Origin of the sequence: Marinobacter sp. MMG032, from assembly GCF_040112695.1 — a bacterium.
In the GTDB taxonomy this organism is placed as follows: Bacteria; Pseudomonadota; Gammaproteobacteria; order Pseudomonadales; family Oleiphilaceae; genus Marinobacter; species Marinobacter salsuginis.
On the sequence record NZ_CP157802.1, the window covers coordinates 1,943,200 to 1,956,252 of the forward strand.

Below are 13,053 nucleotides of genomic sequence, written 5' to 3' on the forward strand. Positions count from 1 at the left end.
GCCCCTCAGTCGAGGTGGATCCAGTCCGATACCGGCTCATAACGGCCCGCCTCGGCATTCACCCGCCAGATACGGCCCACCGGGAACGACATATCCTTCACCGTGACCGGAATACCGATGATGCCACCGGTGTCCCAGTCCTCAATGGAAGCCAGGGCTTCGGCCATGTTGTCCGCGTTGAGCTCCTTACCGGCATCGAGGGTGCGCTTGATCACCTCCGTCCAGACCATGGCGTTGAACCAGCCCTGAATATAGCCGGTCGGACGGTAACCAGCCTCTGGATCACTTTTCTCTGCCTGAGCCCTCAGGGCATCAAGCATCGGACCGCTTTCCTCGCTGTCGTAGTAGTTGTAGGGCATCACACCCATATAGCCGTCGGCATCCGCGCCCATCTTGTCGATGATCAGCTTGTCCGAGGACCAGAAGGTGCCCATGAACTGGGTATCCAGGCCCATCTGGCGCATCTGCACCATGAACTCGTTGATCGGTGACAACACATAGCCGTGAAATACCACGTAATCCGGGCGCACGCGGCGCAACTTCAACACTTCGGCGGAGACATCGACGCTACCCGGCTTGGTGACGATCTCTTCCACCACTTCGATACCCAGCTCAGCCGCGCGGGCTTTGCCATTCTCGATCGGGTCCTTGCCAAATTCGGTATCGCTGTAGACAAACGCCACGTTTGGCATCTCGCCATCCTTACCCTGGGAGGCGATGTACTCCAGGATGATCCCGAACATCTGGCTGTAGTTAGGGCCCGGGATAAACTGGTACGGATAGGTTTCATTGTCGGTCAGTACGGTGGCGAAAGACGCGCCGCTCATCAGCGTATTGCCCTGGCTGTTGAGCTCCGAGGCAATGGCTTTCATGAAACCGGTGCTGTCGCCGTAGTAGGTGGCCGGGGAGCTGCTGCCGGAAATCTTTTTGAAGGCTGCGACTGACCTGTCCACCTCATAGGCGGTGTCTTCCATCACGTATTCCACCGGATGACCATTGATACCGCCCTGGCTGTTGATCCAGTCGGTGTAATCCGTCAGGCCGGCGTGCAGGTGAATGCCTGCAAAGGCAAAAACACCGGAGAGCGGGATCGAGCCGCCGAACACGATGGGCTCTTTGTCCTGAGCCATCGCCGGGGCAGCAACGGTCAGCGCAGCGACCAGGCTACCAAGCCCGGCAAGCCGGCGACCTTTTTCGAGGATGTTTCTGAACATGTTTCTTCTCCTTGCTGCTTCTTGTTGTTGGTGGTGCATGGGCTCTGTGTACCAGGCCCGTTGAAACACGGTTAATTCCTGAATGGCCACAGCCGGAAAAACCGGCGGATGCGGTGCCAGATCTCCGCCAGGCCATGGGGTTCAAAGATCAGAAAGCCCACGATCAGGGCACCGAAGATAATTTCCAGCATCGGCGACATGAACACCGGGGCGTTGGGATAAAAAGGCGTCAGCGCAGCGGTCAGCAGTTTCAGGGCTTCCGGCACCAAAGTCATGAAGGCGGCGCCGAGAATGCCCCCCAGCAGGTTGCCCATGCCCCCGACGATCACCGCCGCCAGATAGAAAATCGACATGGAAAGCGGGAAGCTTTCCGGCGTCACCACCCGATAGAAATAGGCGAACAGGCCACCGGCGATCCCGGCATAGAACGAGCTGAGGGCAAACGACATCAGCTTGTAACGCAGCAAGTTGATCCCGAGAATCTCGGCGGAAATATCCCGGTCGCGAATGGCGATAAACGCCCGGCCAATCCGGGTCCTGAACACATTGCGGGCCGCCAGCACCATCAGCACCGCCAGCGGCACAATGATGAAATACATCCTGAAATCGCTCTGGAAAGTCAGTCCGAACAGGTGCGCCGGCTCCAGGCTCAAACCGCCCATCCCGCCGGTCACCGATTCCCACTCGGCGAAAATGAAATGCAGGAACACGCTCGCCGCCAGGGTGGCGATGGCCAGGTACAGGCCCTTGACCCGAAGGGAGGGCAGGCCCACCAGAATGCCCACGGCGGCGGCCATCAGCCCGGCCATCAGAAGCGTAACCGGAAACGGCAGGGCGGTATTGAGGGATAACCAGGCCACTGTATAGGCGCCCACGCCCATGAAGCCGGCCTGCCCGAGGGAAATCAGGCCGGTAAAACCGGTCAGGATGTTCAGGCCGGTGGTGCTGATCACGGCAATCCCCACGAGGCACCCCAGGTAAAGCAGGTAAGAATTCACCACAAACGGGAAAACCAGCAGAATCAGCAGGAACAGCCCCAACCACAGCTTCTGGGTCTGGCTGGTCCAGATTGCCTCATCGGCCTCGTAACTCTGTTTCGCGTCACCGATGCGCATCTTACACTCGCTCTATTTCGTGGGTGCCGAACAGGCCGTAGGGGCGGATCACCAGGATGATCGCCAGCACCAGGAAGGTTGCCGGCATCCGGTACTCGCCGCCCAGATAGGCGCCCGCCACAGTTTCCAGCCAGCCGATGAATACGCCGGCCACCAGGGCGCCGAGAATGCTGTCCAGGCCGCCCACGATCACCACTACCAGTACACTGAGGCCGATGATCCCGAATTGCGGGCTCAGCCCACCGGTGGCCGCCACCAGCACGCCGGCCAGGGACGCCGCAAGCGAACCGAACACCCAGGCCATGTTGAAGACACGGCGCACGTTGATACCCATTGAATAGGCTGCCGCCTGATCCGAGGCCGTGGCTCGCAGGGCTACACCACCCCGGGAGAACCGGAAATACAGCAGGTAAATGATCAGTAGGGCGGAACCAATGAGAAAGCCGTAAGCGATCTTGGGTGCCAGATACAGTTCCCCGATAAACACCGGCTCCCGGGGCAGGAAGTTGGGCAGCAGTTGCGGATCAGCGGTCCAGATAAACTCCACCAGACCCACCAGAATGCTGGCAATACCGATGGTGACCATCACCACGGAAATCGGCGATTCCCCCAGCATCGGCCGGATCATGGTTTTCTCTATGACACCGCCGAGAATACTACCGCCGATCACCGCCATCGGCAGGGCAATCCAGGGCGACAGCTCCATGCCGCCGGCGAATGCCAGAAACAGGTAGGCCGCGAACATCATGATCTCGCCGATGGCGAAATTGATGACCCTCGTGGCTTTATAGATGATCACGAAACCCAGAGCGATCAGGGCATACAGGCCGCCCATGGCCAGGCCCGCCAGGCTGATTTCGCCGAAGAACAACCAATCCATCAGGCGGCCTCCCCCTCGGCGTTGAGTTTCTTGCGGAGGCTCTCGATATCACTGTTGCCCAGGTAGGCCTTGATCACCTCCGGGTTGTTCTGAACCTCCGCGGGCAGGCCTTCGGTGATGACCTGACCAAAGTTGAGCACCGCGATGTGGTCGGAAATATCCATCACCATACCCATGTCGTGTTCCACCATCAGCACGGTGACACCCCACTCTTCCCGGATGTCGAGAATAAAGCGGGCCATGTCTTCCTTTTCTTCCCGGTTCATGCCCGCCACCGGCTCATCCAGCATCAGTACTTTCGGCTGCATGGCCAGCGCCCGGGCCAGCTCAACGCGCTTTTGTAGACCATAGGAAAGACTTGCCACAGGCTGGCGGCGAATATGGTCTATCTCCAGGAAATCGATGATCCGCTCTTCCACATCTTTACGAACGGCCATTTCCTCGCGTCGGGCCGGGCCGAAATAGGCCAGGGCACTGAGCAGACCGCTCTTCATATGCACGTGGGCGCCCAGCTTGATGTTGTCGAGCACGGTCATGCCCCGGAACAGGGCAATGTTCTGGAAGGTTCGGGCCAGCCCCATGGCGGCTCGCTTCGGTGGCTTGATGCTGCCCGGCAGTGGCTGCCCCTGATACTGAATCGTGCCCTGCTGGGGTTTGTAGAACCCGGAGATGCAGTTGAACAGCGACGTCTTGCCAGCGCCGTTGGGGCCGATAATGGTGGTTACGGTGTTCTCAGGTACCCGGAAACTCACGTCCTGCAGCGCCTTCACACCACCAAACGACAGAGACAGGTTACTGATTTCAAGGATGCTCAAACTTCCTCCCGGCACCCCTGGCGCCGGGCACACAGGCACGCGAACACGCCCTGACAGTACCCATCCCACGCCCGAAGATGATTGTATTTTTTGTTTTTTCTTGTCGTCGGGGTGAACCCCGATTCAGATTTAAAGTAGTCCATTCGGGCAACATTAGGCAAACCGCTCTATCTTGTTATCCCAAAGACCACGAAATCAGTACGCAGGTTTCTGACCGTGAGACCTGCATTACCGGGAGGGCATGTGACCATGGCAGATTCACTGGTAACCACCGCATTTGATGCCGGAACAGGGGTCGCCAGATTGACCTTCAACCGTCCGAAGGCCCTCAACGCCATCAATGTGCCCCTGGCAGAGGCCTTCCTCGCGGCGGTGCGGGAGATCCGGGATCTTTCCGGTGTTCGTTGCATCGTTCTGACAGGCGCGGGGCGAGCCTTCATGGCAGGCGGCGATGTATCCAGTATGGCGGGCACCTCCGAGCAGGCTGGCGCAGCCATCAGCGCCATCCTGGACGCGGTCAACCCCGCCGTCCTGCTTTTGCGCGGCATGAATGCGCCTGTGATTGCCGCAGTCAGGGGCGTGGCGGCCGGCGCAGGGCTGAGTCTCACCCTGATGGCCGATCTGGTGATCGCCGATGAAGAGGCAAAATTCCTGGTCGCCTACAACGGCATTGGCGCAGTTCCGGACTGTGGCGGCAGCTGGGCCCTGGCCCACAAACTCGGCGCCGGCAGAGCGGCCGAACTGATGCTGCTGGGCCGCACCCTGGGCGCTGCTGAAGCCCGGGACTGGGGCATAGTCAACGAAGTAGTCCCCGACAGCGAATTCGACAACCGGCTAAACCGGATGATCGAGAAAGTCGCCCAGGGACCAACCCGAGCCTATGGCGCCTTTCGTAAACTGATCGATCAGGCCAACGGTGGCCGGCTGGCCGACCATCTGGAGGCGGAACGTGCTGCGTTCCTCGAAATGACCCGTACTGAAGACTTCGCGGAGGGTGTTTCGGCGTTTCTGGGCAAACGGCCGTCAGAGTTTCGCGGCCGCTGACGTCGGAACAAATTCGGCCCGGTTGCGGCCATTGTGCTTGGCCCGGTAAAGCGCCTTGTCCGCCGACGCCATAACGTCTTTAAAAGAGCCATGGTCCCGGCTAAGAGTCGCACCACCGATGCTGGCCGAAAGATGCACCGGAACACCGTGGACCTCCCGGCCAGTCTCAACGATTCTTTGCAACAGGCGCCCGGTTATCGCCTCGATCGCTTCGCGATTATTGTTGCGAAGCACGGCTGCGAACTCTTCACCGCCAACGCGGCCAACGATGTCGTCATCCCTGAGTTCGGCTTTCATCAGACTGGCAACGACCTTCAATACCTCATCGCCGGTGGCATGCCCCCAGCGGTCGTTGATCTGCTTGAAGTGATCCAGATCGATCATGAGCACGGTGACAAGGTCCCCGGCCCGCCGGGCTTTTTCAAATGCCAGCTCACCTTCCCGGTAGAACGCCCGGCGATTGTACAGCTGGGTAAGCCCATCCCGCTCCGCCAGCACCACCAGAGCCTGTTCGGAACGGGTGAATGCCAATAACGGAAGCGCCATGGCCGTGGCACTCACCAGCAGCAGGTGGTTCATCAGAATGAGTTTCAACAGCCCCTGAAGATCCAGCTGTACGCTTCCGCTCATGTAGACTGCGATTACCAGTACCTGGGTCATCATCAGCGTCCCGTGGATGCCGAACAGTGTTTGCAGAATGCGAAGGGGCAGTCTGGGCCTGTGCCCAATTGAGCCCAGCCGGTAGATCGCCAGGCTGAAGATCAATGCCGAGAACAGCGCAGTCAGGAATCTGGCCACCACCGGATCCCAACCCGCGCTGACAGCCAGGCCGGACAGATAGAGTAGCAAGGCGCCATGGATAAGACGGGATGACCGTCTCTTGCCCGCTATTGGCAACCCCATCAGTGCGTGGATACCAGCAAGGACCAACAGCGGTGAAGCACCAAGAAACAGGTGGGCGACGAATATCAGCCCCCCTGGAGCGCCGGGCAACTCATTGGCTACTGCGAATGCGGTACCCAACACAAAGGTCAGGCAGGCTAGGGCCCAGAGCAGAAAACAGCGCTCCCGATGGCGGAGGTGATAGATCGCCCAGAGCATGCCGCCGATCAGGAGGTTGATCATGACCGAAGTGACCAGCAGTGTTGGCAGATGCAGGTTCAGGTCCATAAAGGCAAAGCGTTCCAGGCTAGACGGTATGATCTGTCAGCGTATCAGTTTGGCTTCCGCACATGCGCGAGTAATGTGTAGCGTTTGGTATGATAATTGTCACAGACTGGCGCGACATCCATGAACTCACTGCGAGACCCCATGAATCCAACCATAGAACTGCTCAAATCCCACCGCTCCATCCGCAAATTCACCGGTGAAAAGATCCCGCCTGACCTGCTCAGGGAACTGATTCGGGCCGGCCAGTGCGCCGCCACCTCGAATCATGTGCAGGCCTATTCGATCATTCACGTGATCAACCCCGACAACCGCCGGAAAATTGCGGAACTCGCCGGTGGCCAGAGCTACATTGCCGACTGCTCGGACTTTCTGGTGTTCTGTGCCGATATGCGGCGCTCAACCGATGCCGCGGGACGGGCCGGGGCTGACGTGGTGCGAGGGATGACGGAACAGTTACTGGTTGCCACCATCGACACCAGTCTGATGGCCCAGAACGTGGCGATTGCCGCGGAATCCGAAGGGCTCGGGCTGTGCTATATCGGTGGCATCCGCAACAACCCGGCCCAAATCAGCGAGATTCTCAGGCTTCCGGAACACGTTTATCCGGTGTTCGGCATGTGTCTGGGCTACCCGGACCAGAACCCGGAGATGAAACCCCGGCTGCCGGTGGAGGCCATCCTGAGGGAAGACTACTACTCCGATGCCCGTGACGAAGAACTGGTGGCCGGCTTTGATCGCACCATGAACGAGTACTATCGGGAGCGGACCGGAGGCAACAAGGACACCACCTGGTCCGAGCAGCTCAAGCCGCTGTTCACCTCGAAACTGCGGCCGCACATGCGCGATTTCCTGCGCAAATGCGGCTTCGAGATGAAATAGACACTAGGCAGTGGCTTTTGGCCGGGTGACCCGATCCACCAGATACACCAGGCCGTGGTAGTCGATGCCGCTGTGTCGGCTAAGGCCGATCTCGCAGGTGCGGCTGGTGGAGATACCCTCCTCGCAGCCGGCCGTCTGTTCAGCCAGGGTTTTCAGGGAATGGGCGTTCAGCTCCGGCACGTTGAAGCCTTTATCCCCGGCAAAGCCACAGCAGTGGATGCCCTCGGGGATCACCACATTACTACTGCAGCGGCGAGCGATATCGATAAGACCCTGTGATTCCCCAAGATGCTGGGTACTACAGGTGACGTGCACGGCCAGCGGGGTCTGCTCCGGCTCGAAATCCAGGCGCTCGTAAAGATGATCACGAATAAACCGGACCGGGTCGAACAGTGTGAGCCCGGCCTCTTCGGCAGCTTCACGGATCTGCAGGGTGCAGGGGCTGGTGTCGCAATAGATCGGATCCACACCATTGCGGCTGGCCCGCAACAGCGCCGAAATCAGTTCATCTTTTTTGGATGCCGCCTGGTCCGGATAGCCCTTGGAGGCAAATGGCTGGCCGCAGCACAGACTGTCCAGCGCCTCCGGATACACCACCTGGTAACCACCTTTCTCCAGCAGCCTCCGGGTCACGCTGATCAACGGCTCCTGCGCCTTATCGCTACGGGCCGGGCCCATGGTCCGGGACACACAGGCGGCCAGATACACCACCCGGGGCCGACCATCGGCCGGATCCTCCTGTGCTGCTGGTGACACAAGCCGCACCGGTTGGGGCAGAGTCGGATCCCATTGGGCGACCTTGCCTCCGGACACCTTTCGGACGCCCGCACTGAGACGGGTCAGCATTGGCGCGCCCAGCAGCCGTTCGGCCATGGAGGCGCTGGCAAGGACAAAACGGGTGGCTTTCAGTGCGCCGGCAAAATGCTTCGCCAGCTGATTGGCCACGGACTGGCCGCCGGCTTTCTCGCTACGCAGCTTACGCACCAGATCACCGGTATTGATACCCACCGGACAGCGCTGGGCACACAGACCGGTGGCGGCGCAGGTATCCAGGCCGTGATACTGGTAGGCCTTCTCCAGTTCAGCCGTATCTTCACCGGCACGGCGGCGGGCCTGGATATCCCGCCAGATCACGATGCGCTGGCGAGGCGAAAGGGTGAGCCCTTCCGAGGGACACACCGGCTCGCAGAAACCGCATTCAATGCATTTATCAACTAGAGGATCGGCCTCCGGCAGGGGCTTCAGATTCTTGAGGTGGATCTGCGGGTCTTCCGAGAGCACAACATCCGGATTGAGCAGATTCTCCGGGTCCAGCAGCCGCTTGATCTGCCACATCAGCTGCCAGGCATCATGCCCCCACTCCAGCTCCACAAACGGCGCCATGTTGCGGCCAGTCCCGTGCTCCGCCTTCAAAGAACCACCAAACTCCACCGCCACCAGCTGCGCCACATCCTGCATGAAGGCCTCATAGCGGGCGACTTCCGCAGGGTCGTCAAATCCCTGGGGGAACACGAAGTGCAGGTTGCCCTCCAGGGCGTGGCCAAAGATGATCGCGTCGTCATAGCCATGCTTCACAAACAGCTCCTGGAGACGGGTAACCCCCTCGGATAGCTGATCGATCGGGAAGGTCACATCCTCGATGATCACGGTGGTACCGTTCGGTCGCACTGCGCCCACAGCGGGGAAGGTACCCTTTCGAATGGCCCACAGCTGGTCAGAGACTTTGGCATCGCGGGTGAAATCCACCTGTTGCTCAAGCGGAAAATCCGCCAGGGACGCACTGATCCGGGCCAGCTGTTCATCCAGACTCTCCGAGGAGGGCGCCCGGGTCTCCACCAGCAGCGCGCAGGCATCCTCCGACAGATCATGAATCCAGTCAGGCAGGCCGGGCTTGTCCTGCACCGAGCGAAGGCTACGGCGATCCAGCAGCTCCACCGCCGCCACAGGCTGCGACCGCAACGCCGACGCCGCCCGGCAGCAGGTCTCGGCATTACGGAACACCAGCAGCGCCGTGGCCTTGTCGGGGTATTCCGGCACTGTGTTGTAGGTGACAGCACTCACGAAACCCAGGGTGCCTTCGGAGCCCACCATCAGATGGGTGAGAATGTCGATGGGATCCTCAAAGTCCACCAGGGAGTTCAGGGACAACCCGGTGGTGTTTTTCAGGCGGTATTTGTGCCGAATACGTTCCGCCAGCTCCGGATTCTCCCGGGTATTGATAGCCAGCTTTTTCAGGGCCGCCAGCAACTCGCCATGACTGTCGCGGAACACCGCCACACTCGCCGGGTCCTCGGTATCCAGCACGGCGCCGTCTGCCAGCACCAGGCGCATGCCAGCCAGGGTGTGGTAGCTGTTCTGGGCCGTGCCACAGCACATGCCACTGGCGTTATTGGCAACAATGCCGCCGATCTTGCAGGCGTTGATGGAAGCAGGATCGGGACCGATCTTGTAACCCCTGGGCGCAAGCCAGGCGTTGGCCTGGGCGCCGATCACACCCGGCTGCAGGCGAATCTGGCGGCCTTCAGCGCGGATGTCGTGCCCGTTCCACTGGTCGCCAAGGACAATCAGGATGGAGTCGCTGATGGCCTGCCCGGAAAGGCTGGTACCGGCGGCCCGGAAAGTCACCGGCACCTTGTGGTTGCGGGCAATCGCCAGAAGATCGACCACCTCGGCCTCTTCCTGAACCCGCACCACCACCTTGGGGATCAGCCGGTAGAAACTGGCGTCGGTTCCGAACGCGAGGGTGGACACCGGATCGTTGAACACCCGGTTTTCCGGAATCCGTTGCCGGATATCGGCCAATGTGGCTGCGGAAAAGCTCATAGGTCCTCCAACACCAGCACAATGAGCTCACGGGGGCCGTGGGCACCGTATGCCAGCACCTGTTCGATGTCCGCGGTCTTGGATGGGCCGGACACCAACAGGACATTGGTGGGCAACCCGGCCGTCCAGTCCTGAGCCACCATCATGTCATACAGATTGTCGTGAATCTCGCTGGCCTTGAGCAGGGCAATGTGTACCGGCGGTACAAGACTCATCAACCGCGGTTCGTGGCGATCCGGCCACAGCACGATTGTGCCGGTAGCGGCAATACCGCCCAGGGTGCCAGTCAGGCTCGCATCCACATTCCAGAACAACTCTTCCTTCCAGGCCTCCACCGGCTGATCGTAGGCCAGTAACTCGATCGTCTGCTCCGTGGCCTCGAAGTGAGCTTGCAAGGCGCGGCCGTGGTCTGTGCCCGGTGCGCACAACAGATTTCGCAGATTGCGTTTGTTCAGCAGCTGCGTCACCAGGTCCGGCCAGCTGTCAGAATGGCACTGGTGCACTTCCGTGTGGACCGCCTCCATCAGGCTGCGCAACCGGGTGACGCGGTCTTCCGGCGCGTAGCGCCAGGGGCGGGTTACCAGCCCCTCGTCGAACTCGTCCGGGCGGGGTGTCGTGCCGGCGAGGCTGTTTCTCAATTTACCAAGGATATTCGCGCGGGCGGTCATGATGGCCGGCCTCCCTTCTGGTCGAGATGTTGAGCCGCAAGATCGTGCAGGGAACGACGGGCGGGCACCGGTGCACTGTGATTCTCGGTCCAGGGGCCGGCCTTTTTCGGAGCCAGCACCCGGAAGCGGGTCGCGGCCCAGAGGAAACTGCGATACAGCGCCGGCCGCGTGTTCAGCATCTGCCAGCCGCGCCAGATCCAGCGCTCCGTCCGGGAATACTTGGCGCCGCCACCTTTCACCTGCTGCGGCTGCTCCGGATCCTTCACATTTTCCTGCCGTAAACGCTGAAGCAGCTCGGGAATCGGAATCTTGACCGGGCAGACCTCACCGCAGGCCCCGCACAGGGAGGAGGCGCTTGGGTGGTCTGGCACCTTGTCGAGGCCAGCCATATGCGGTGTGATAATCTTTCCGATGGGGCCGGGGTATACCTCACCGTAGGTGTGGCCGCCCACCCGGGTATACACCGGGCAGTGGTTCATACAGGCGCCGCAGCGGATGCAGTTCAGGGTCTGACGCATCTGGGCATCGGCAAAAGCGCCGGTGCGACCATTATCCAGCAGTACCAGATGTACCTCTTCCGGGCCGTCCAGTTCGTCCGGTTTGCGCGGCCCGGATATCAGGTTCACATAGGTGGTAATGGGCTGCCCCAGGGCCGAACGGGTGAGCAGGGAAACCAGCGGCACCACGTCTCTCAGGTTCGGCACCACTTTTTCAATGCCAGTTACCGCAATGTGCACCGGCGGTGCCGTGGTGCTCATGCGACCGTTGCCCTCGTTTTCCACCAGCAACAGGGTGCCGGTTTCGGCGATGGCGAAGTTCACTCCGGATACACCCACATCCGCATTCATGAATTTCCGACGAAGAGTTCGCCGGCCGATCTGGATCAGTTGATTGACGTCGTCGGTCTCCGGCTCCCCCAGCTTGTCGTGAAACAGTTTGGACACCTGTCGGGCGTTCTTGTGGATCGCCGGCATGATAATGTGGGATGGCTTTTCGTTATCGAGCTGGACAATGTACTCCCCCATGTCGGATTCCAGGCATTCGATGCCCCGCTCCGCCAGGTAGTCGTTCATCTCCATCTCTTCACTGACCATGGACTTGCCTTTCACCACCTGGCGGCCCTTGCGGGCTTCGATGATGCCGTGCACCAGGTCGTTGGCTTCCTCGACGGTCTCCGCCCAGTGAACCTTGACGCCGTTTTCAGTGAGTTTCTGTTCAAGCTGCTCCAGCAGATCCGGCAACCGCGACAGGGCCCCGGCCTTGAGCCGGTTACCCAGTTCCCGCAGCCCCTCACGCTCATCGGCATCGGGAAACGCGTTGGCCCGCTTGGTCATCAGAGAGTCCATGGCCACCCGGAAATTGTTGCGCAGCTGCCCATCCGCCAGGGCTTCTTCGGCACGGCCCCGGAAGTCCGGAGTCAGCTCGGTCACCGGAATACGCTGGCTCATGCCACCTCCCCTTCGCTGGCGCCATTGATTCGCTCCCACAGGAAGCTGGCCAGATGCCGTCCCCGGAAGCGCTCTTTCTGTTTCTCGAGGGAACCATTGATGTTCATCAGGCAGCCGCCATCGGCGGTAACCATTTCCACCGCGCCGGAATCCATCAGCGAGCGCGTCTTGTCCTTGACCATGGCACCCGAGACTTCCGGCATCCGAACCGAGAAGGTGCCGCCGAACCCGCAGCATTCACTCTCATGGTCATGGTCGACACGCTCGACTCCTTCGAGCTGCTGGAGAAGCTCACGCGCATGGAGGTGTGTGTTCATTTCCCGCCGGGCCGAGCAGGACGTGTGCAGGGCGATCTTGCTGGGCGCACCCCGGTCCGACAGTTGCACTTTGCAGACTTTCAGCAGGAACTCGGTCAGCTCGAAGGTGCGCTCCGCCAGCGCTTCCACCCGCTTGAGTGTGTCCGGCTCGTCGGCAAACAGCGCCCGGTAATGATGCCGGAACATACCGGCACAGGAGCCGGACGGCACAACGACCGGCAGCCCCGAACGATCCAGGATCTCCAGTTGGGCACGGGCCACGGCTTTGGCCTCATCCCGGTATCCCGAAGTCCAGGCAGGCTGCCCGCAACAGCTCTGCTCCTGAGGGAAATGCACGCGGACGCCTTCACGTTCCAGCAGACGAATGGCGTCCAGCCCGGCTTCCGGAAAGAACAGATCCACCACGCAGGTGCCAAACAGGGTGACGGCCTCGGGCTTTTCAGGGTAATACCTCTCCGACTCCCGCTCCGGGGCTACACGGGTGGCATTGGGGGCGGCATCGTAAAACAGGTCGCTCATTGGCTGGTGCCTCAATACACTCTCAAACTGACCAATTTATAAATTGGTAATACCAATTGACATCAATAGTTAACCAAGGTATGGGAAAATGTCCGCCAATGTCAAAAGTTTTTGGTGCAAAAGACACACTTTGAAGGACTTCTTCATGCTAACCCTTGGCC

General features: G+C 60.4%; 11 protein-coding genes. 2 read left to right on the plus strand and 9 right to left on the minus strand.

Annotated features, from left to right (window positions below; translation table 11 throughout):
- Positions 1–5 precede the first annotated feature (5 nt).
- The 4 genes from ABNF92_RS09020 to ABNF92_RS09035 form a co-directional block, all read right to left on the minus strand.
- On the minus strand, positions 6–1,214 hold the full coding sequence (locus tag ABNF92_RS09020) for an ABC transporter substrate-binding protein (RefSeq protein WP_136629982.1): 1,209 nt from the start codon (positions 1,212–1,214) through the stop codon (positions 6–8).
- Positions 1,215–1,285: 71 nt separating this feature from the next.
- Entirely contained in the window at positions 1,286–2,329 is a 1,044-nt protein-coding gene (locus ABNF92_RS09025; protein ID WP_069182730.1) for a branched-chain amino acid ABC transporter permease, read from the minus strand.
- A gap of 1 nt (position 2,330) precedes the next feature.
- Entirely contained in the window at positions 2,331–3,209 is an 879-nt protein-coding gene (locus tag ABNF92_RS09030; RefSeq protein ID WP_064229120.1) for a branched-chain amino acid ABC transporter permease, read from the minus strand.
- Positions 3,209–4,024, minus strand: coding sequence for an ABC transporter ATP-binding protein (locus ABNF92_RS09035; protein ID WP_349343955.1), 816 nt, complete (start codon positions 4,022–4,024; stop codon positions 3,209–3,211). Before ABNF92_RS09035 ends, ABNF92_RS09030 begins: the two co-directional genes overlap by 1 nt.
- Positions 4,025–4,273: 249 nt before the next feature.
- On the opposite strand from ABNF92_RS09035, the gene ABNF92_RS09040 reads away from it, so the two are divergent.
- Entirely contained in the window at positions 4,274–5,068 is a 795-nt protein-coding gene (locus ABNF92_RS09040; RefSeq protein WP_349343956.1) for an enoyl-CoA hydratase-related protein, read from the plus strand.
- Here ABNF92_RS09040 and ABNF92_RS09045 read toward each other — a convergent pair.
- Positions 5,048–6,238, minus strand: coding sequence for a diguanylate cyclase (locus tag ABNF92_RS09045; protein ID WP_349343957.1), 1,191 nt, complete (start codon positions 6,236–6,238; stop codon positions 5,048–5,050). The genes ABNF92_RS09040 and ABNF92_RS09045 overlap by 21 nt on opposite strands.
- 141 nt (positions 6,239–6,379) lie before the next feature.
- Here ABNF92_RS09045 and nfsA point away from each other — a divergent pair, with 141 nt between their 5' ends.
- The gene (gene nfsA / locus ABNF92_RS09050; protein ID WP_349344073.1) at positions 6,380–7,117 is read left to right on the plus strand and encodes an oxygen-insensitive NADPH nitroreductase; all 738 of its coding nucleotides are present in this window, start codon (positions 6,380–6,382) and stop codon (positions 7,115–7,117) included.
- Between the two features lie 3 nt (positions 7,118–7,120).
- Here nfsA and ABNF92_RS09055 read toward each other — a convergent pair whose 3' ends face one another.
- Genes ABNF92_RS09055 through ABNF92_RS09070 form a run of 4 tightly spaced genes read right to left on the minus strand, consistent with a single transcriptional unit; the run spans position 7,121 to position 12,892 of the window.
- Entirely contained in the window at positions 7,121–9,940 is a 2,820-nt protein-coding gene (locus tag ABNF92_RS09055) for an FAD-binding and (Fe-S)-binding domain-containing protein (RefSeq protein WP_349343958.1), read from the minus strand.
- Entirely contained in the window at positions 9,937–10,608 is a 672-nt protein-coding gene (locus ABNF92_RS09060; protein WP_349343959.1) for a lactate utilization protein C, read from the minus strand. Before ABNF92_RS09060 ends, ABNF92_RS09055 begins: the two co-directional genes overlap by 4 nt.
- Positions 10,605–12,056, minus strand: a complete 1,452-nt coding sequence (locus tag ABNF92_RS09065; protein ID WP_349343960.1) for a LutB/LldF family L-lactate oxidation iron-sulfur protein — start codon at positions 12,054–12,056, stop codon at positions 10,605–10,607. Before ABNF92_RS09065 ends, ABNF92_RS09060 begins: the two co-directional genes overlap by 4 nt.
- Positions 12,053–12,892: a (Fe-S)-binding protein gene (locus tag ABNF92_RS09070; RefSeq protein WP_349343961.1), complete on the minus strand. Its 840-nt coding sequence runs from the start codon at positions 12,890–12,892 to the stop codon at positions 12,053–12,055. The genes ABNF92_RS09065 and ABNF92_RS09070 overlap by 4 nt, the downstream gene beginning before the upstream one ends.
- Positions 12,893–13,053: the final 161 nt, after the last annotated feature.